Consider the following 22,293-nt stretch of genomic DNA (forward strand, 5'->3'; position numbering starts at 1 on the left):
CTTTCGACCACACAAAAATAATTAATGAAAGTCTGCATCGCCGAAAAACCATCTGTAGCAAGAGAAATTGCTAACATTCTAGGAGCCAAAACAAAACGAGATGGTTTCTACGAAGGCAATGGCTATGCTGTAACCTATACTTTTGGGCATTTGTGCACTTTGCTAGAACCAAAAGATTACAAACCACACTGGAAAAGCTGGGATTTAAACAACTTACCCATGTTACCAGAACGTTTTGACACCAAGGTTACAGGAGATTCTGGCATAAAAAAACAATTTGATATTGTAAAATCTTTATTTGAAAAAGCAGAAGTAGTTATTAATTGTGGAGATGCTGGTACAGAAGGAGAACTCATTCAACGTTGGGTAATTAATCAATGCAATTATAAAGGCAAAGTGCAACGTTTATGGATTTCTTCACTTACAGAAGAAGCCATAAAAGAAGGTTTTAAAAATTTAGAATCTTCAGAAAAGTATGATAATTTGTATTATGCAGGCTATTCTAGAGCCATTGGAGACTGGCTTTTGGGTTTAAATGCAACCCGTTTGTACACTGTAAAATTTGGTGGCTACAAACAAGTATTGTCTGTTGGTAGAGTGCAAACTCCTACCCTAGCCATGCTGGTAAATCGTTTTGAAGAAATTCAAAATTTTAAACCACAACCGTATTGGGAATTACAAACTACGTACAGAAACACACTTTTTAATTATGAAGATGGTCGGTTTTTAAAACAAGAAGATGGCCAAGTTTTAGCAGACAAAGTTGCAGAATCTAATTTTGAAATTGTTTCTGTAACCAAAAAGAAAGGAAAAGAATATGCACCTAAACTGTTCGATTTAACAGGTTTACAAGTATATTGTAATAATAAATTTGGATTTTCTGCAGATGAAACGCTAAAAATGGTGCAGAAATTATATGAAATGAAAGTGGTTACTTACCCAAGAGTAGATACTACTTTTTTACCCAATGATTTGTATCCAAAAGTACACGGAATTCTATCTAAATTAACCAATTATAGCGAACTTACACAACCGCTTTTAGGGAAGAAAATAAAGAAAACGAAACGTGTTTTTGATGATAAAAAAGTAACCGATCACCACGCAATTATTCCTACAGGAATTCAAGGAAACTTACAATACAATCAGCAACAAGTATATGATATTATAACCAAACGTTTTATTGCTGTTTTTTATCCAGATGCAGATGTTTCCAACACTTCCGTAATTGGTAAAGCTGCAGAAGTTCCTTTTAAAACAACCGGTAAAGAAATTATAAATAAAGGTTGGAAAGTGGTTTTTGAAGCTAAAGAATCTGCTACAAAAAAAGAACTTTCAGAAAAATTGACTTTACCTTCTTTTGTAAAAGGAGAAAAAGGTGCACATGAACCTTCATTTTTAGAAAAAGAAACAAAACCACCAAGAAATTTTACAGAAGCATCACTTTTACGAGCTATGGAAACCGCAGGAAAACAGGTAGATGATGATGAAATGCGCGAGTTAATGAAAGAAAACGGAATTGGAAGACCATCTACAAGAGCCAGTATTATAGAAACTTTATTCCGTAGAAAATATATAGAACGTAAAAAGAAATTGGTTTTACCCACACAAACAGGCATCGATTTAATTCATATTATTGATAACGAATTGTTAAAATCTGCTGAATTGACTGGAAGATGGGAAAAACGGTTGAAAGAAATTGAACGTGGAGAATTTAATGCAGGCACATTTATCAACAATATGAAAAAAATGGTAGATGAATTGGTGTATGAAGTACGTTCTAATACTGTTAAAAAAAGGATTTCATCTGTCATTGCGAATGACAAAGAAATGAAGCAATCCACTAGCAACAAACAGATTACTTCATCCTCAACTTCTCCTAAAAACAAACAAGTAGCAGGAAAAACCTGTCCAAAATGTAAAAAAGGAAAATTGTTAAAAGGCTCATCTGCTTTTGGTTGTTCAGAATATAAAAATAATTGCAATTTTAAATTACCTTTTAAAATCTACGACAAAAAAGTTTCAGAAAATCAAATTATTCGTCTTATAGATAAAGGTTGTACAACCAATTTAAAAGGCTTTGTAAGTAATCATCAGAAAATAGAAGGTTTAATTCGTTTTGATGATGATTTCAACTTAAAATTAGAACCAAAAACTCGTGCGAACAACGTAAAACAAACTAATTCTAATAATAAAATTTCGTCCTCTCAAAATCGCAATAACAAAACAGCTAAAATTAGTTGCCCAAAATGCGCAACAGGAAACATTTTAAAGGGTAAAACTGCTTATGGATGTTCTAATTACAAAAATGGTTGCGATTTTGTTTTTACTTTTGAAAACATTAAAAAAATAGCAAACGGCCAACCCTTAACCAAAGAATTGGTATTGCAAATTATAGCAAGCTAAACTGCAAAAGCTTAATTTTACTTATTTACCTATGTTAAGGTTTAGAGTTGCTAACTTAATTTACTACTTCTATTGCAAATCTTAGAAAACTATTCCAATAAATTCAACTTGTAAAATATACAGCAGCAACAATTTGTACTATTTAAATCATAAATAAAACAAGTTTTATGAGCTATTAAAGTGACATTCCATTTTTTTTTGTGTCGTAAGAAATAACAAAAACTAATTAAACAAAAAATCACATGGATCAAGTATTAGAAACTTTCAATCAAATTACAGGCAGCTTTGGGGCACCAATTGCAGCATTAATCATAATTATTTTAGGATGGATTATTGCAGGCATACTTAAAAAAGTAGTAAAAAAATTACTTCAAAAATCGGGAATAGACAACAAACTATCAAGTAAAGTAAAAATTAGCGATATTATCTCTAAAATTATTTATTTCTTAGTAATGATGTTTGTATTTATGCTAGCACTAGAAAAGTTAGGCATGACAAGCGTTTTAGAACCCGTTAAAAACTTATTAAATGGCTTTACAGGCTTTATACCTAACATTATTGGTGCAGGCTTAGTAGGTTATATTGGTTACATGCTAGCCACTATCGTATCAGAATTAGTAGGGCTTTCTGGCAAAACCATTCAAAAATTTGCACCAAAATTAAAATTACCAGAAAACATTAATTTGGTAACTATCTTAAAAAAAGTAGTCTTTATTTTTATCTTTATTCCGTTATTAATTTCGGCATTAAATATTTTAAATTTAAAAGCAGTTTCAGAACCAGCAACAGACATGTTACAAAGCTTTTTCGAAGCAATTCCTAAAGTATTAGTAGCTACTATAATTCTTATAATTTTTGTAGTTGGTGGTCGTTTTTTAAGCGCATTAATAAAAGATTTATTAGACAGCTTAAACTTAAATGAATTGTCAAAAACGGCAAATTTAGATGGTATTTTAGGCAAAGTTAATATCGAGAAATTAATAGCAAACATTGTATATGCATTTATTGTTTTATTTGGTATTATTACAGCTATAGAAAAATTAGAATTCACTAAATTATCAGAAATAATAAACACTGTTGTAAACCTTGGTGGTAATATTTTATTCGGTTTAGTTATACTAGCCATAGGAAATTGGGTAGCAACAATTGCCTCTAAAAGCTTTATGAAATCTGGCGATAATATTTTTGTAGGTAACATTATAAAAATAGCAGTTTTAGCAATATTTTTAGCAATCGGCTTAAGAACAATGGGTATTGCAGACGATATTATAAACCTTGCTTTTGGTATTACTTTAGGTGCAGTAGCCTTAACAGTAGTTTTATCTTTTGGTTTAGGCGGTAGAGAAGCTGCAGGAAAACAAATGGGTAAAATATTAGATAAATTTAATAAAAAGTAAAACATAAAATTTACCTTTAAAACCTCAGAAAATATTTTTTTCTGAGGTTTTTTTTTGTCCTAATTTTTTTTGGGCGTTACCCAAGGGTCGCGCTTTCACTACTCGCTTTGCGCCCAAAAGCGCAAGAGCTCAAACAAACCGTTCAATCGCTAACGCAAACGGCTTACCCAAAAGCCATTGCTAAAAAAATATTTATGGCTTAAATACAGCTTAAAGGTTTTTTAAAGATTGCCCAAATTATCTTTAAGTTTTCGCTAATTTTGCAAACCAAATTACACTAGAAATGCCACGTAGAGAACGCAATAAATTTGTTAAGAAAAATCAAGTTTTAGAATTAAAAATTGAAGATTATGCCTTTGGCGGAAAAGGAATTGCAAGAATACACTCAGAAGATGGTAGTTTTGTAGTTTTTGTTCCCAATACTTTGCCTGGGCAACTTGTAAAAGCTAGCATTAGCAAATCCAGCAAAAAATATGCAGAAGCAAAATTAATAGATGTTTTAGAACCTTCTAAAGACGAAATTGAAGTACCTTATCAAGATATTCCTGGTGCGCCTTACATACAATTACCAATTAATTTACAACATCAATATAAAAAAGAAAGTACTTTATCTTTATTTAAAAGAATTGGTAAAGTAGAAAATATAGAAGATATATTTGACGAATTTGTAACCTCGCCAAACGTGTTTCATTACAGAAATAAAATGGAATATGGTTTTTCTGCCATTGGCTACGACCGTGTAAACAAAACCGATAAAGACATGTTTACACTAGGTTTTAAAAGACGTGGTGTCTGGTGGATGGGAGATAATTTAGAAAAAGATTCTGGTTTGTTTGACAAACAATTAGAAGATCATATAAAAACGATAAAAGAATATTGCGAAAACACAGGTTTAGCTCCTTGGCATGGACCAAAAAGAGAAGGTTTTTTTCGTTATTTTGTAGTTAGAAAATCGTTTAAAACAAATGAGTTGTTGTGTAATTTAGTAACTACTTCTCCAGATTTAAACAAATTTGATTTAAATAAATTCGCCAATTTCCTTAAAGATATTTTAGGAGATCGTTTAGCCGGACTTTTACACACCATTAACGATGAAACTGGAGACAGAACCATTGCAACTTCTGGTAGCATAGATTTAATTTACGGTAAAGACAAAATTGTAGAAGAATTATTGGGTTTAAACTTCGAAATTAGCATGAAAAGCTTTTTTCAAACCAACCCAAAATGTGCAGAAAAACTCTATAATAAAGTAGTTGATTATGTTTTAGAAGACAAAACCAAAGTAGATAATACTGTTGTTATGGATTTATTCTGTGGAACAGGAACTATTGGACAAATTGTGGCTTCTAAATCTGATAACGCAAAAATTGTGGGTGTAGATATTGTAGCTTCTGCTATTGAAGATGCAAAAAAGAATGCCAAAAGAAATAACATAGAAGGTTTAAAATTTTATGCGGCAGATGTTGGTAAGTTTTTAATTGCGCATCCAGAATATCAAAATAAAATAAAAACCATTATTTTAGATCCTGCAAGAGCAGGAATAGCTCCAAAAACCTTGCAAAAAATCATCAATTTAAATGCAGATAGAATGGTGTATGTTTCTTGTAATCCTGCAACACAAGCAAGAGATACAGAATTGTTGGCAGCTGCTGGTTACCAAATGAAAAAAATTAGTTTGGTAGACCAATTTCCACACACTAGCCATATTGAGACTGTGGTTTTGTTTGAGAAAGTATAATTATTAAGACCTGTAAGGTTTTAAAAACCTTACAGGTCTTTCAATTTTAAAAAATTAGTTGGCGTCATAACTGCAATTTTAGAGTTTTTATAATCTTTAATATTTCGAGTTATAATAGCATCTAAACCATTAATATTTAACGCAGAAGAATATTGAATAGAATCTTCAAAGTCTTTAAAATTATTTTTTAAAGCTTGTAAAATTTCTTTTTTATTGGTTCCTACTAATTCTGTCATTTCTGTTAAAAGACCTATAATTTCCAGTGTTTTTTTATGGCCTAAATATTTTCTAACAATGTAATAAATGTTATTAATACTTACTGCAGATAGATATATAATTACACTTCCGTTTTCACTTAACTCAAAAATTTCGCTTGCGGCGTTTGCAAAGGGTGTTCTGTCTGTGAAAAAATCAATAACAACATCAGAATCTATAAATAATTTATGCACCATATTTTTTTGACAATTCTTCTGTTAACGTTTTCTTGTAATCGATATCTGCATCTGTTTTTATAATTCCTCTTAATTTATTTACTTTATAAGAAAGTTCTTTTTCTTCAACTATAGTATTATTTGTGGTAATAAACTTAAAATAATTCTCAACCATTTCAGACAAACTTTGCCCCTTTTCTTTTGCATATTTTTTTGCAATTTCTATGACTTCTTTTTCTAAAGTTAACGTTAATTTCGTGTTCATTTTATTTTTTATTGTAAATATACGTGTTTTTTACTAAATTATTTACACGTGCTTTACTTTTATGTTATAAATTTTATTAGAAAAGTTTTTTATAATTAACCTAAATTAAAACAATATGATGTATGTTTCTTGCAACCCTGCAGTACAAGAAAAATATACAGAATTATTAGCTGCAGCGCGTTACCAAATAAAAAAATTAGTTTGGTAGATCAATTTCCATATACAAGCCATATTGAGAATATGGTTTTGTTTAAGAGATAAAAACAAAGATACTACTAAAGGTTTTTTAACGAGCCTAGTGTTTAATTATTTATCATTTAAAAAATCAATAAAATCTGGATTATATAGATTATTTGTTATTTCAAAAATAATATTTTGTGCCGGAAAAGGAAGAGCTTTGAAAAAATTATGCAAACCACAATATTCATTTAGTTTTAAGTTATTTTTAATTCTTATTTCGTACAAAATAATTCCTTGTTAAAATGTATTAATGTTTGCTCCAAAACCATTTAATTGAACAAATGCAGCTAAACTTATTTGAAACCTGTAATATAAAATTGAATACTCAAATGAAAAACAATCAAAATAATTATAAAAAACAGCCTTAAATTTTTAGAAGAAAACGAATAGAAACTTTATACTCACAACTCTGTGACCAATTTATGTTTAAAAGAAATTATGCGAAATCTTTTGACAGATTTAAAACAAAGGTATTATCCAAAGAAGCCTTTTTAGCAATTATACAATATATCAACAAATTTATTTTTAATAGAAATATCAGTAATACTAAAATTAGCATAATTTAAAATGCACAACGGGTGGTTTTAATAATTGTTTAAATATTTAACCATTGCTTAAATTTGGCTACTTTATTTTTTCGAATTAAAATTTCTACATCAGAATTAACAATTACAATTTTAAGTTGACTTTTACCATATTTTATTATTTTTTCGATTTTAGCGATATGAATAATAAATTGACGGTTAGCTCTAAAAAATATTCTGTCGTCTAAATCACTATAAATTTCATCTAAACTAGCATTGCTAAAAGATTTTTTTTCTGAATCATCAACGATGTATGTAATTGTATTTTCTGTATAAATGTATGCTATATTATTTAAGGGAATTGGTATAATTTCATCTCCTTTGTAAGAGAGAATTCTTAATTTATTATTATTACTATTAGATGCTGTTACAGCTTCTTTTTTTAAAGGTGTTGTTTCTTGTTTTTCTATTGTTTTCTTTTCATTTTTTTGTTGATACATTAACAAATCTAAATTTAACTTAGTAATACTAATAATATCATTTTCTAAATCTATAGCTTTAGATTCTAATTTCTTTTCATAAAAACTACCAATAAATCTCACTGCAAAAAAAGAAATAATTATAATAAGAAAACCCATCAATATAAAAATAGTGTGTAAACGTCTCTCTAACTTACTAATATTCAATAATAAATTATCTATATTTAATAAAGAAACGATTTTAAAACTTGAGTTTTCTATTGGTTTTTCATAAAGTATTTCTAAAATATTTATCTCGTTATTCTCATATAAGTCTTTCTTATAACTCATTAAAACATTATAAGTAGCACTTATTTTTAAACCTTTGTTAACAGCGTTTTGTATCTGTGTGCTTATCAAACTATTTTCACTAACATTATTGATTTTAGGATGATAAATAATTTTATTTTCTGAATCTAAAATAGCCATGTAAGACTTTCCTGAAGCAACAACTTCTAGTAAATCTTGCATGTCATCCTGTAACTTTTTATCTTCAAATACGGTAGTTTGTCTAGATAAAATTTCATGAATTTTATGTACCTCTATTTCAGCAGACTTAATCTCCGATTCTAACAAAAGGTTTATACTAATTTTTACGCTGTAATTAACACCAATTAACGCAGTAAAAATAAATACAATGCAAATTGAAATGAAAGTTAAAAAATACAATCTATCTTTTCCCATTATTATTTTAAATATACTTTTTATATGCAATAGTAATGTAAACTTATAAGAAAACAGTATGATATTCTATAATAAAAAAACAGAAAAAAGGTAAAAATCGGACATTTTTGATTTAAGCTACATAAAATTTGATAAAAAATAAGTAGGTATAAAACAATTCTGATAACACTTATATAGGCGCAATTTTTATATCTTTTAATGAAAGTAGCAGAATTTTAGCCAAATGTCTCATCAACAAAAGTCAATAACAATTTGGAGTTGGTTTTTTTAGGTGAAGAAAATTGTTTTAGAATGAAAATAAAAAATTACATATTGTAGTCTAAATTGTTAGAATTGGGGGTATTTTTCTCTAAAAAAATTAATTTGGTAAATTTTAGCTCTTATTATATACAAAACAATTTTATTTCTTTACTTTTATGAAAAATTTAACAAGCGAATGAATTTTATAAAGAATATAGGAATCGCTAACTTCTTAATGTTGGCTTTATGTGTTCTAATAATTATAGTATCAGAATATCTTTTTTTAACAGGTGATAAATTACACGGAATTTTTCTAGGACTTTGGGCTCCTACTTTATTAGGCGTAATGATTTACATAAAACTAATAAGCCGTGAGCGCAGATAATATTATCTTATATCTTTCCATTTTTGTGGGCATATGCGTAATAATTTGGGCATATTTCATGATAAATGAGTTTAATAAAATTGGTAAAAATTAAGAATAGAAGTAAATCCTTTATTTATGCATACTATTTTTTTTTACGAAACTAACATTACGCATAAAAAAAATCTAACTTCTATAAACCTTGTAATTATTAATTTTTAGGTTTATTGTAATAATTTGATTTATAATTTTTGTTTTCCCCTTTTGCATATACTTGATAATTAAACCACTCATGTATGCAATATGCACCAGTTTCGCCAGCTTTATTTAAAGCAATAAATCCTACTTGAAAATTTTTATAGCGTTCTCCAGATTTTTTTACCACTCTTTTTACTGCTTCTTCACAAGCTTTTTGCGGACTTTTACCTTGTCGCATTAATTCTACAATTAAAAAACTACCTACAGTTTTTAAAACTTCCTCTCCCATTCCTGTTGCTGTTGCGCCACCAATTTCATTATCTATGAATAATCCTGAGCCAATAATTGCAGAATCTCCCACTCTGCCCGCCATTTTATAAGAAAGTCCACTGGTTGTGCATGCTCCAGAAATATCACCTTTTTTATCTATGGCTAGCATCCCAATAGTATCATGATTTTCAATATTAATAATAGGTTTGTATAAAGATGTTTCTTTCCATTTTAACCAAGCCTTTTTAGAACTTTCTGTAAGCAAATCTTCCTCTTTAAAGCCTTTTGATAACGCAAATTTCTTTGCACCTTCACCAGTTAAAATAACATGTGGGGTTTCTTCCATAACTTTTCTTGCTACAGAAATTACATGTGTTATATTTTGTACTGCTGTAACAGCACCATAATTTCCAAATTTATCCATAATACAGGCATCTAAAGTTACATTACCATCTCTATCTGGCAGCCCTCCTTTACCTACAGATTGATTTTTAACATCTGCCTCTTCTACTCTACAACCTTGCTCCACAGCATCTAAAGCTGTACCATTATTTTGCAAAATTTCCCATGCTTTTTCTGTTGCCTTAGCAACCCGCCAAGTTGCTATTACAATTGGTCTTGTTACTTGTTTTAAATTAGAGAAAACAATACTTTTTTCTGAAGTTGATAAGTTACAACTTCCAATTGCACTAGAGGCAACAACTCCAGCACAAGAAACCGATGCTTTTTTTAAAAAATTTCTTCTTTTCATTATTAGAAATTAATAAGTAACGCCTTGTTTATCTAAAACCATTTTTGCTCTAAATGCATAAAATAATAAATATGCAAAACATAAAACGGGCAATACATAAGAACTTTGAATGCTAAATATATCTGCCATTTTACCCTGCAATGGTGGTATAATAGCACCACCTAAAATCATCATTACTAAAAAAGCAGAGCCTTGAGATGTATACTTCCCTAAACCAGCTATACTTAATGTAAAAATACAAGGCCACATGATACTGCAACACAAACCACCAGATAAAAGTGAAAATAATGCCAAATTACCCGATGTAAAAACACCTAACAACATACCAATTACACCTAATAAACTAAATATTTTTAATGTTTTTACAGGATTATCTTTAGCCAAAAAGAAACCAATAATTTGAACGCCAATACAAACGGAAAACAATACAATTTCATTAATTGAATATTTACCAAAGTTAACAACCAGAATTACTGCAAAAGCAACAAAAGGTACAATTACTAACAACCACTTTTTTAAACCTTTGGTTGGATTAAATACTGTAATTGCTCCAATCCAACGTCCAATCATTAAACCACCCCAATACAAAGAAATAAATGGTGCAATTGCTGCATCTGTTAGTGCAGGTAAATTTAAAGCGTTTAAATTATTGGCTTTATCCGTAACAAACTTTAACAATTCGCCCAAGTTACTTTGTATGGTTACTTCTGCGCCTACGTACATAAATATAGCCAACATACCTAAAACCAATTGTGGGTATTTCATTGCGCCCCAACCTTTTGCATTTTTAGAGGCACTAGCATTTGCAAACCAAATACAACCAACAACACCTAACAATGCTATAAAAAGTAAAACCAAACGCTTGTTTTCTATAGCTTCTAGTGAAATTACTTCTTCTGTATACGTCACAAAAATCATGGTGAAACAAATGGCTATAATTACAGATAATAAAATTAATATATTTCTGGCTTTATTTGCTTTTTCAAAAGTAGCATCAGATTTTCCTTGAGGTAATTTTTTAGAAAAATGAAACAAAGCTGCTGCCAATAAAAACGAAATACCTACTCCTAAATATAACATTTGTAAAGTGGTTAGTTTTATTTGGTTATTCGCTATCATTGTTGCCAATTCGTCACCAGAAAGTGGCGTGGAACCAAATATTATTAGTGCAATAACTATAGGGCCAATTGTGGTTCCTAAAGAATTTACACCACCAGCTAAATTTAAACGATGAGAGCCTTTACTAGGTTCGCCCAACTCTACTGTAAAAGGATTGGCTGCTGTTTGTTGCAAAGAAAAACCTAAACCTACAATAAATAATGCTATTAAAACCAAGTAAAAAACTTCGGTTTGGCCTTGTTGTGCGCCATTAATTACAAAATACATTACAAATGCCCCTAATGCAGATAAAACTAAGCCGTATACAATACCAGATTTGTAACCCCAATTGTTTAAAATATCTTTATTTATTGTACTTGATAAAATAAAAAGTAATAAAGCACCAATATAATAAGCTCCATAAAAAGCAAAATCTACCAATTGAGATTGAAACTGATCTATATTAAAATAGGTTTTGCAAAACGGAATGAAAACGCCATTTGAAGCGGCTATAAAGCCCCAAAAAAAGAAGACTGTAACTAATGTGGTTAGTGCAGATTTGTTATTTTTATTGTTCATTTTTAGTTATAATTGAGTATTACTTATTGTTATTTACTTTTAAAAATATTAGATTTTTTATAGCTAATATCATTAAAAATAGTGTTAAAAGTAAAAATTAAAAAAATGAAAAACTCCTTTAAAATTAATTATTTTCTTAAAAACTGACTTTTAAAGAAACCACTTCCGTAGCCTAAAAACTGTATAAATGTTGTTACAATGCTATACAAAGCTATTTTTATACTTTTATTTTGAATTGTAGCATCAACAAACAATACAATGAAATAAAAATAGTAAACGTATAATAAATATTGAAAACCAAAAACCTTAAATAATAAACTACTTAAAAAACCTAGCATAAAAAGGGTTGGAAACCAAAATGTTATTTTTTTGCTTTCAGGATATCTTCTGTTTAAAATTGGTCTTGCAATACCAAAACTAAAAGTTTGTTTAAAAAACTGTTGTAATGTACTTCTTCTTTTATGATAGACAAAAGCTGGTGTAATTAATTGTGTTTGAAACCCTTGTTTCCATAATCTAAAGGTTAGATCTATATCTTCTCCTGTTTTCATGTTAGAGAAACCTTGGGTTACTAAAAATGCTTTTTTAGAAATGCCTAAATTAAAACTTCTTAATTGAAATTTACCTACACCTTTCTTTTTACCTCTAATTCCGCCTGTGGTTAAAAAACTAGTCATGGCATAATTAATAGCTTTTTGCATGGGGGTAAAACTTTTGTGCGCAGTATCTGGCCCGCCAAAAGCGTCTGTATATTTGTTTTGTAAAGCTTTATTTACTTGGGTTAAATAATGGGAAGGTAAAACAACGTCTGAATCTAAAATAATAAAATAGTTTCCGGTAGCTTTTTGCATTCCAAAATTTCTACTTGCTCCTGCCCCAGAATTTTCTTTATAGAAATATTTAATATTTAATTTTGATGTGTATTTTTTTAAAATAACATCACTTTTTTTTGTTGAACCGTCTTCTACAATTAAAATTTCGTAATCTTCTTTAAAATTTTGCTTTAAGAAACTAGTCAATAAATCGTCTATTTCTTTTGGACGATTGTAAACTGGAATTATTATGGAAAATTGTAGTTTGATAATTCTAATTATAAATGATGACTTCAAATGTAAGCAATAAAAAAAATAGAAAGTATTTAAAAATGTAACTTTATATTTTGTTACTCCTAAAAGTTAGCAAACAAGTGTAGCCGGGATTGAAATGGCATCCTTTTTATGAGTCTCCTTATAAAATATTGCTTTTTAAGAAACTGTTTCTTTTACTAAAACAAATGTTATTATAAATTCTACATTCATAAAAAGATATAATGGAAAGCCCGATTAAGCTTCAAAAAAAATTACCAATCAATTGGTTTTTCTGCTATTTTATATAAAATTTTATTGGTTTTAGAGAAATGTTTGTTACCAAACCAATAGCCTCTATTGGCGCTTAAAGGGCTTGGGTGCCCACTTTCTAGAATAAAATGCTTCTTTTTGTTTATCAACTTTGCTTTTTTCTTAGCAAAACCGCCCCAAAGTAAAAAAACCACATTATTTTTCTCTTCAGATATTGTTTTTATGACTTTATCTGTAAAGGTTTCCCATCCTTTTTTTTGGTGACTACCTGCTTCTTTTGCTCTTACTGTTAAGGTTGCATTTAATAGTAAAACGCCTTGTTTTGCCCATTTTTCTAAATTGCCACTTTGTGGATATTCTTGTTCTAAATCTGTAGCAATTTCTTTAAAAATATTAATTAATGAAGGTGGATGTGGAATTTTATCTTGAACAGAAAAACACAAACCATTGGCTTGGTTTGGCCCATGATAAGGATCTTGACCTATAATTACCACTTTTAAATCTTTTAAATTACAATACTTAAAAGCAGCAAAAATGTCTTTTTTTAGAGGATAACAAACCTGTTTAGCATATTCTTTTTCTACAAAATTTGTTAATTCTATAAAGTAGGGTTTATTAAATTCTTGCTGTAAAATATTTTTCCAGCTATTGGGTAGTTCCACATTCATTTTTTTTATTTCTAAACCTCAAAGATAGTTTATCAATAAAAATAAACCAAAAATGCAGTTCATTGAATGAAAGTCTTGCTTCATTAAATGAGCATGTTAAAAACAGTTAAATAAATTTAGTTTTGAAGGAAATTCTTGGTTTAAAAAAGGGGATTTTCCTAGTAAAAAGAATTAAGAAATATTCAACCTTTGACAAACTTAAAAACAAAAACTATGAAAAATAAATTACTTTACCTTATTCTTTTTACTTCTCTTGGAGTTTTCAGTCAAATTGTTAACATACCAGATAACGAATTTAAACAGGCACTTTTAAATTATTCGCCAAGCATAGACACCAATAATGATAATCAAATTTCTGTGCAAGAAGCCCAAGCTGTAACAACTTTAAATATCTCTAATTATCAGAGTGTAGAAGACTTAGGAGGATTCTGTCCAGACCCAAATGATCCGTTTTGTGGTGGAGGCGGTTTTGGACCTACTGGTGTATTTTTATCTTATGGGATTTCAGATTTTACTGGTATTGAGGCATTTACAAACTTAACCTCATTAACCTGTAGTGGCAATGAACTAAGTAGTTTAGATGTTTCTACTCTTTCAAACTTAATATATTTAGATTGTTCAAATAATATCAATTATAATACTACAAGCCAGACTTTTTTGGGAATTAGTTCTTTAATTTTACCAAGTTCTAGCAGTTTAGAAACGCTTATATCTAGCTCAAATAATTTAGTGAATTTAGATTTATCTCAACAAAATTCTTTGGAAGTTCTAAGCAGTAATTATAATCGCATATCAACAATTAACTTTCCAACTACAAATATTTTAACAAATTTAAGTATTAACAATAATAAATTAACAACATTAAATTTATCTCCATTTCTAAATTTAACAAATTTAGATTGTAGTAATAATAAAATTAGCACAATAATATTACCCAGTTCAGGTCCACTAGCTATTGTAGATTGTAGACATAATGAACTCTCTACTCTAGATATATCTGCTAGCACTTCTTTAATAAATTTGAAATGTAATAATAATACTATAAGCTCACTAACACTACCAAATACTAATACCTTCACTACTTTAGAGTGTTCTAATAATCAATTACCAAATTTAGATATTTCTAGTAATATTGGTTTAACTCACCTATCTTGCAGTAATAATCCATTAACAAACTTAAGTTTAACAGAAAATAGCGCACTAGAAATATTATATTGTAATGATGCACTATTAACAGATTTAGACATAACAAATAACATTCTCTTATCTAAAATTTATTGCGCTAGAAATCAAATAACAAGTTTAGATGCATCTAGACAATCAAATTTAAATAGTTTAATTATTAACAATAATCAGTTAAATAGTTTAAATATAAAAAATGGAAATAATAATGCAATAAACAATATTAGATTTAATGTATTAAATAACCCTAATTTAAATTTAATTTGTGTTGACAATATAACATACGCTAATACTTATTTTTTAAGAAAAGATGTTCAATCTTTTTATTCAGATATTTGTTCGTTTATACCTACAAATTCAAACACAATTACTGGTACAGTTTCCTTTGATTTTAATAATAATGGTTGTGATAACTCTGATACAAAATCTATTAATACAAAATTAAAAAATAGTAGTAATAACACTTCTAATAATACATTTACTGGTACTAACGGAGAATATTTAATATATACCCAAGAAGCCACAAATACTGTAGAAATTGAATTAAATTTACCTCCTTTTTTCTCTGCTACTCCAACAAGTCAGTCTAAAACTTTTACTAGCTCTGGAGAAACAGAAGTAATTGATTTTTGTATAACTGCAAATCAAATTGTAAATGATGTTAAAGTAACTGTAATACCAACTTTTGAAGCAAGACCTGGATTTGACACTTCTGTAAGGGTTTATTATGAAAATATTGGTTCTAGTATTCTATCTGGTACTGTAGATTTGGCATTCTTAGATACACAGTTAAATTTTTTAAATGCTACTGTAACACCAGATACGCAAACAAGCACATTGTTAACTTGGAACTACACAAATTTAAATCCTTTTGAAAAAAAATATATTGATGTCGATTTCAATATTAATACTCCTGTAGACCCTATTAACCCCGTAAATGGAGGTGACCAAATTACATATACAAGTACAATTACAAGCACTAATACTGACGTTAATTTGGCAGATAATATAAGTACTGCAACAGAATTAGTTGTAAATTCTTACGATCCGAATGATATTACCTGCTTTGAAGGAGATTATATAGATGCAGTAGAAATACCTAATTTTTTAAATTATAGAGTTCGTTTTCAAAATACTGGAACTGCCTCTGCAATAAATATAGTTGTAAGAAATGAATTAGATGAAGATCTAGATTGGGATACTTTTACACCAATATCTGCGAGTCATAGTTACAGACCTTCTATTTCAGATGGAAATAAACTAGAATTTATTTTCGAAAATATACACTTAGCAGACAGTCTTTCAAATGAACCTGAAAGTCATGGCTGGGTTTTCTTTAAAATTAAACCAAAAAGCACGCTTAGCTTAAATGATATTATTGAAAATACTTCTTATATTTATTTTGATTATAATGCACCAATAATTACGAACACTGCAAGTACACAATTAACAAGAGTTGCAACACTATCAACAACTACTGCAAATAACATTACACAAACAAGTGCAGATTTAGCAGGAGATATAACTTCAAATGGTGGAGCAACAATCTCTGAAAGAGGAATTGTTTATGCATTATCAAGCGAAAATAACAATCCAGAAATTGGTGGTACAGATGTTATTAAAATAATTAATGGAACTGGCACAGGAATGTTTACAAATTCTTTAACAAATCTTATTCCTAATACACAATATTCTTTTAAATCTTATGCTATAAATTCAGCGGGTACTAGCTATGGAAATTTAGAAAGTTTTACTACAAATTCGCTTTTAATGCCGTCTATAAATTTCACAGATATTTCAAAAACATACGGAGACGACGATTTTCAATTGTTAGCAACTTCAGACTCTGCAGGTCAAATAAGTTATTCTATTCAAGGTAATGCTAATGGAACAACCCTTGTAGGAACTAATAACGATTTTATAAATATTGGAGAAGCTGGCAACGTAACCATTAGAGTAAACATAGCGGAACATGACAATTACAGCAGTAATACAAAAGATATTACACTCTCTGTAAATAAAAAAGCAATCACAATTACTGCTGATGATATTTCTAAAGTTTATGGTGATGTAAATCCTACTTTTACAATGACTTATAATGGATTTGTTAATGGAGATACTGCTGCTCAGATAGATACACAACCAGATATCACTTCAATTGCAACACAAAATTCTGATGCAGGACAATATGATATTACTTTGGCAAATGGAATGGACAATAACTACTCTTTCTCTTTAACAAATGGTACACTCTCTGTAAATAAAAAAGCAATCACAATTACTGCTGATGATCTTTCTAAAGTTTATGGTGATGTAAATCCTACTTTTACCATGACTTATGATGGATTTGTTAATGGTGATACTGCTGCTCAAATAGATGCACAACCAAATATCACTTCAATTGCAACACAAAATTCTGATGCAGGACAATATGATATTACTTTGGCAAATGGAATGGACAATAACTACTCTTTCTCTTTAACAAATGGTACACTCTCTGTAAATAAAAAAGCAATCACAATTACTGCTGATGATCTTTCTAAAGTTTATGGTGATGTAAATCCTACTTTTACCATGACTTATGATGGATTTGTTAATGGTGATACTGTTGCTCAGATAGATGCACAACCAGATATCGCTTCTATTGCAACACAAAATTCTGATGCAGGACAATATGATATTACTTTGGCAAATGGAATGGACAATAACTACTCTTTCTCTTTAACAAATGGTACACTCTCTGTAAATAAAAAAGCAATCACAATTACTGCTGATGATCTTTCTAAAGTTTATGGTGATGCAAATCCTACTTTTACAATGACTTATGATGGATTTGTTAATGGAGACACTGCTGCTGAAATAGATGCACAACCAGATATCACTTCAATTGCAACACAAAATTCTGATGCAGGACAATATGATATTACTTTGGCAAATGGAATGGACAATAACTACTCTTTCTCTTTAACAAATGGTACACTCTCTATAAATAAAAAAGCAATCACAATTACTGCTGATGATCTTTCTAAAGTTTATGGTGATGTAAATCCTACTTTTACCATGACTTATGATGGATTTGTTAATGGTGATACTGTTGCTCAGATAGATGCACAACCAGATATCGCTTCTATTGCAACACAAAATTCTGATGCAGGACAATATGATATTACTTTGGCAAATGGAATGGACAATAACTACTCTTTCTCTTTAACAAATGGTACACTCTCTATAAATAAAAAAGCAATCACAATTACTGCTGATGATATTGTTAAAAACTTTGGAGACACAGATCCTATACTTACATATCAAATTACTAGCGGTAGTTTAGTAAATGGTGATAGTTTCTCAGGAGGTTTAAACAGAGAGTCAGGAGAATCAATTGGTACATATAAAATTCAAATTGGAAATTTAACAGGAGGTAGTAATTATAATGAAAATTTTATCGAAGGTGTTTTTACAATTTCTACAACGGCTAACGTAACCTCTAATGTATTGTCAAGTAAGTATAAAATATATCCAAACCCAGCAAAAGAACGTTTTACTATTTTTACAGAAGAATCTGCAAAAACTATTTTGTACGATATTAATGGAAAACAATTAAAAGAATTTAATATTAATATTGGAGAAAATAAAATAGACACCAATAACCTACCAAAAGGGATTTATATACTAAAAACAGTAGGTAGTAATTTTAGCAAAACTTCTAAAATTGTAATTGAGTAAAATTAATTTCAGACCTTGCCTTTATAATTCTAAGGCAAGGTTTTTTTTAATCTAAAAACATTAAATAGTATATTTGAAAAAGAGAATTTAAAATTGAAATCTGTTAAACTCCATATCGTAAGTTATTTTCTATTGATATGGAGTTTTTCTTTTGCCCAAAAACAAACCAATTATACTACAGAAACAGGTTTACCAAGCAACCATATTTATAAGGTTTTACAAGATGCTAAAGGCTTTATTTGGATAGCTACAGACAAAGGCTTAGCAAAATACAATGGCACAAAAATTAAAACATTTACTACAAAAAACGGTTTAGCAACCAATGATGTTTGGGGACTAAATGTTACACCAGATGGTAAAGTTTGGTTTCAATCTAAAGCTATTAAAGTTGGTTACATAGAAAATGACAGTGTTTTTACTTTTGAAAGTGAAAAAAAAGGAGAAATTTTAAGTTCTAGATATACCAACCAAATTGGTAATGAAATTGTGTTATCTAATAGTAATCGGTTTCACAAACTAATCCAAAAAAAATGGCGTCCATTTGGCAAAAAATCAAGAAGAGTAAAGCTCTTTAAAAATTTCATTCAGCATAACAAAATTAATCACCTACAAATAAATGTAGACCAAGACTCATTAGTTTTAATAGACCATAATAATTATAAAATAAAACAATTTAATATTAAAGATATCCTTATAAATAATTACAAAAGAGGGCAACTTACAGATAGTTTATACTATTGGGTTTCAAAAGATAGCTATAAAATATTAAACCTAAATACACTACAGCTAACAGAGCGCACATTAAAAGAAGAAATTAATATAAAAACTTCTAAACATACACGTATAAATTTAGTAAACAATCAATTACAAATATCAGGTAAAGGTTTTGTTGGTATTTTAGATAAGGAATTTCACATAAAAGAAACATTTTATTTTCCTAAAAACATCGCTTCTCATTTTGGTTTTATAGATATCAATAAAAATATTTGGTTGACAACGTTTAATAATGGTATGTACAAAATACCTAAAACTAATAAAAATGTAAATTATTTTTATAAAGGAAATGATATTAAAAATATCGCTAAGGTAAATGGTAAAATTATTGCAACAATTAATAATAAGGGATTTTATAATTATGATAGCATTGCTAAAAACTTTACTCCATATATTAAAAATACGAATTATACATATGGAGCAGATTATATTAAAGAATTAAATGCTTCATTTTTTCATTCCGTAGAAAACAATATAAAGTCACAAAACAATATTCAAAAAAAAGTTGACTTTTATTTAAACAACAATTACAAAACTAGGCTCGCGGTTTCTAAACTTATCTATTTTAGAAAATATCTTTATGCTATAAATAATTTTGGAATTATTAAAATAGATCCTAAAACCAACATTATTTTAAAAGAATATTTAAAAGAAGGTATTAATGATATTGTTGTTTTTAAAGATAAATTGTTAATTGCTTCTACAAATGGTGTATTTGCGTTACAAAATGATCGTATTTTAAATTTTAATTTTTCTGATGGTACTTTTAAAAAGCCAATTTTAAATATTCATCAAATAAATAATGATAATTTAGTAATTAATACGGATGGTTTTGGATCTTACACAACCAATTTAAAAACTATAAAACATATTCCTGAAACCAAATTTTTAATTGTTAACGATGCTTGCATTAAGCAAAATATACTTTGGTTAGCCACAAATAAAGGCATTTTAAAAATTGATCTCTATAAAACTAAAAATAGAAGTTACAATTATACAAGAAAAGATGGTTTGCCAACAAACCAAGTAAATACGCTATATGTAAATGATAAAAACATAATTGCAGGAACCACAAACGGAATTGCAATTTTACCAAACCAAAACAATAAAGCTACTACTCTACTAGATATTTATTTTGAAAGTGCAACGTTTAACGACAAACCAATTAGCAATCTTCAGAGTGAATTTGCATACAAAGCGAATAACAAGTTGCAAATTATTATTGGAAAAATAGATTTTAATACTTTTAATAACACCAACTTTTCTTACAAATTAGAGCCTATTAATAAAGAATGGCAAAATACTACAAGCACTATTTTTAGTACCAATAACTTGGCGCCTAACAACTACATTTTTACAATAAATATTGAAGGAAAACAAAAAGAATTGCACTTTACCATTAATCCTCTTATTTGGCAAACATCATGGTTTCAATTTTTAGCGGTTTTTTTAATAATTTTAATTGTTTTTTATGCCACAAAACAAATCGGTAAAAAATCTCAAAAAAGAAAAAATCAAAAATTATTACAAGACAAAAAACTAAGCGAAATTCAGTTAAAAGCATTACGTTCTCAAATGAATCCTCATTTTGTATTCAATTCATTATCAGCTATTCAATATTATATCAATGAAAATAATTTAGAAGTTTCTGAAATGTATCTGGTTAAATTTTCTAGACTAATTCGTCATTTCTTTAACCTTTCTAAAGAAGATAAAATTTCACTTTCAGAAGAAATAAAATTAATACAAAGCTACTTAGAATTAGAACAATTAAGATTTAAAGAAAAACTAAATTTTAAAATTTATATTGATAAAAACCTAAAAACAAATACCATAAAAATACCAACAATGTTATTGCAACCTGTGGTAGAAAATGCTGTAAATCATGGCGTTTTTAATAAAATAGGCAACGGAAACATTCATATAAATTTCAACTATATCAATGCAAAAACCTATAAAGTTGACATTTCCGACGATGGTGTTGGCTTTGTAAACACCATTAAGAAAAACAAAAAACACAACTCTTCTAATATTATAAAAGACCGATTAGATTTTTTAAATAAAACTGGTGTTTGGAACATCACTTTAAAAAATAAAGAACTTTACAGCCATAAAACAGAAAAGGGAAATAAAAGCACCTTTACAATTACTAAATTAAGCGAATGAAACACATAAAAGCAATCTTAGTAGATGATGAAATTTCTAATTTAAAAGGCTTAGAAAAAAAATTACACACCTTATTTCCTGATATTATTATATTAGAAAAATTTCAAGAACCTGAGGCTGCCATAAAAAAATTAAATAGCACTGTAATTGATATACTGTTTTTAGATATTCAAATGCCAAGAATTAATGGTTTTGAGCTTTTATCTGCTATAAAGAACATTAACTTTCAAATTATTTTTGTTACTGCTTATAGTGAATTTGCCTTAGATGCTTTTAAAAATAATGCCATAGATTACATTTTAAAACCCGTAGACAACAACGAACTGAAAGCAGCTGTAAACAAAGCGTTAGAAAATTTAAAATTACAAAAAGAGCAAAATAATTTCGATAAACTATCAAAATTAATAAGCGAAAACATGGCTCAAAACAATAAAATTATTGTTCCGACTCAAAATGGAATTTCGTTTTTAAACGAAGATGAAGTTTTGCATTTAGAAGGCTACCAAGGTTATACCAAAATTCATTTACAAAACAATACTATTTTAACCAGTTCTTATAATTTAGGTAAGTTTGAAAAAACAATTGGTCCTAAATTTTTTAAATGTCATAAATCTCATATTATAAATTTACAAAAAGTACGTCACCTAGAAAATGAAGGTTATTTAATTTTAGACAACGAAATAGTGGTACCTATTTCTAAAGCTAACAAAAAACTATTTTTAAATTTATTTAACTAATAATAG

At 28.5% G+C, this 22,293-nt stretch carries 13 protein-coding genes and 1 pseudogene; 7 read left to right on the forward strand and 7 right to left on the reverse strand.

Annotated features, from left to right (window positions below; translation table 11 throughout):
- The first annotated feature begins 24 nt into the window (after positions 1-24).
- The 3 genes from Q0762_RS05250 (at position 25) to rlmD (ending at position 5,538) form a co-directional block, all read left to right on the forward strand.
- Positions 25-2,403 (forward strand): type IA DNA topoisomerase, encoded by a 2,379-nt coding sequence (locus Q0762_RS05250; RefSeq protein ID WP_298764452.1) that lies wholly within the window; start codon positions 25-27, stop codon positions 2,401-2,403.
- 242 nt (positions 2,404-2,645) lie between these two features.
- A complete protein-coding gene (locus Q0762_RS05255) occupies positions 2,646-3,800 on the forward strand; it encodes a mechanosensitive ion channel (protein WP_298764454.1) in 1,155 nt (384 codons plus the stop codon).
- 283 nt (positions 3,801-4,083) lie between these two features.
- The gene (gene rlmD, locus Q0762_RS05260; protein ID WP_298764457.1) at positions 4,084-5,538 is read left to right on the forward strand and encodes a 23S rRNA (uracil(1939)-C(5))-methyltransferase RlmD; all 1,455 of its coding nucleotides are present in this window, start codon (positions 4,084-4,086) and stop codon (positions 5,536-5,538) included.
- A gap of 29 nt (positions 5,539-5,567) precedes the next feature.
- Here rlmD and Q0762_RS05265 read toward each other — a convergent pair whose 3' ends face one another.
- Both Q0762_RS05265 and Q0762_RS05270 read right to left on the reverse strand, forming a co-directional pair.
- A complete protein-coding gene (locus Q0762_RS05265; RefSeq protein WP_298764460.1) occupies positions 5,568-5,990 on the reverse strand; it encodes a PIN domain-containing protein in 423 nt (140 codons plus the stop codon).
- A complete protein-coding gene (locus Q0762_RS05270; protein ID WP_298764461.1) occupies positions 5,980-6,234 on the reverse strand; it encodes a DUF6364 family protein in 255 nt (84 codons plus the stop codon). The genes Q0762_RS05265 and Q0762_RS05270 overlap by 11 nt, the downstream gene beginning before the upstream one ends.
- A 509-nt stretch (positions 6,235-6,743) precedes the next feature.
- Between Q0762_RS05270 and Q0762_RS05275 the strand changes: the two are divergent.
- Positions 6,744-7,040, forward strand: a pseudogene (locus tag Q0762_RS05275) (IS982 family transposase); the annotation flags it as partial.
- A 29-nt stretch (positions 7,041-7,069) separates the two neighbouring features.
- On the opposite strand, the gene Q0762_RS05280 reads toward Q0762_RS05275, so the two are convergent.
- The 5 genes from Q0762_RS05280 to Q0762_RS05300 all read right to left on the reverse strand — a co-directional run bounded on the left by Q0762_RS05280 (position 7,070) and on the right by Q0762_RS05300 (position 13,705).
- Complete coding sequence (locus Q0762_RS05280) at positions 7,070-8,200, reverse strand: LytTR family DNA-binding domain-containing protein (protein ID WP_298764469.1); 1,131 nt, start codon at positions 8,198-8,200, stop codon at positions 7,070-7,072.
- Between the two features lie 815 nt (positions 8,201-9,015).
- Entirely contained in the window at positions 9,016-10,023 is a 1,008-nt protein-coding gene (locus Q0762_RS05285; protein WP_298764471.1) for a N(4)-(beta-N-acetylglucosaminyl)-L-asparaginase, read from the reverse strand.
- 9 nt (positions 10,024-10,032) lie between these two features.
- On the reverse strand, positions 10,033-11,700 hold the full coding sequence (locus Q0762_RS05290; protein ID WP_298764473.1) for an MFS transporter: 1,668 nt from the start codon (positions 11,698-11,700) through the stop codon (positions 10,033-10,035).
- Between the two features lie 128 nt (positions 11,701-11,828).
- Complete coding sequence (locus Q0762_RS05295) at positions 11,829-12,809, reverse strand: glycosyltransferase (RefSeq protein WP_298764475.1); 981 nt, start codon at positions 12,807-12,809, stop codon at positions 11,829-11,831.
- Between the two features lie 230 nt (positions 12,810-13,039).
- Positions 13,040-13,705, reverse strand: a complete 666-nt coding sequence (locus Q0762_RS05300; RefSeq protein ID WP_298764476.1) for a uracil-DNA glycosylase — start codon at positions 13,703-13,705, stop codon at positions 13,040-13,042.
- Between the two features lie 213 nt (positions 13,706-13,918).
- Here Q0762_RS05300 and Q0762_RS05305 point away from each other — a divergent pair, with 213 nt between their 5' ends.
- The 3 genes from Q0762_RS05305 to Q0762_RS05315 all read left to right on the forward strand — a co-directional run bounded on the left by Q0762_RS05305 (position 13,919) and on the right by Q0762_RS05315 (position 22,287).
- On the forward strand, positions 13,919-18,610 hold the full coding sequence (locus tag Q0762_RS05305) for an MBG domain-containing protein (RefSeq protein WP_298764478.1): 4,692 nt from the start codon (positions 13,919-13,921) through the stop codon (positions 18,608-18,610).
- A 132-nt stretch (positions 18,611-18,742) separates the two neighbouring features.
- Positions 18,743-21,550, forward strand: a complete 2,808-nt coding sequence (locus tag Q0762_RS05310) for a histidine kinase (RefSeq protein ID WP_298764481.1) — start codon at positions 18,743-18,745, stop codon at positions 21,548-21,550.
- Positions 21,547-22,287, forward strand: a complete 741-nt coding sequence (locus Q0762_RS05315) for a LytTR family DNA-binding domain-containing protein (RefSeq protein ID WP_298764484.1) — start codon at positions 21,547-21,549, stop codon at positions 22,285-22,287. The genes Q0762_RS05310 and Q0762_RS05315 overlap by 4 nt, the downstream gene beginning before the upstream one ends.
- Positions 22,288-22,293 lie beyond the last annotated feature (6 nt).

Source organism: uncultured Polaribacter sp., from assembly GCF_947495205.1.
Lineage (GTDB): Bacteria > Bacteroidota > Bacteroidia > Flavobacteriales > Flavobacteriaceae > Polaribacter.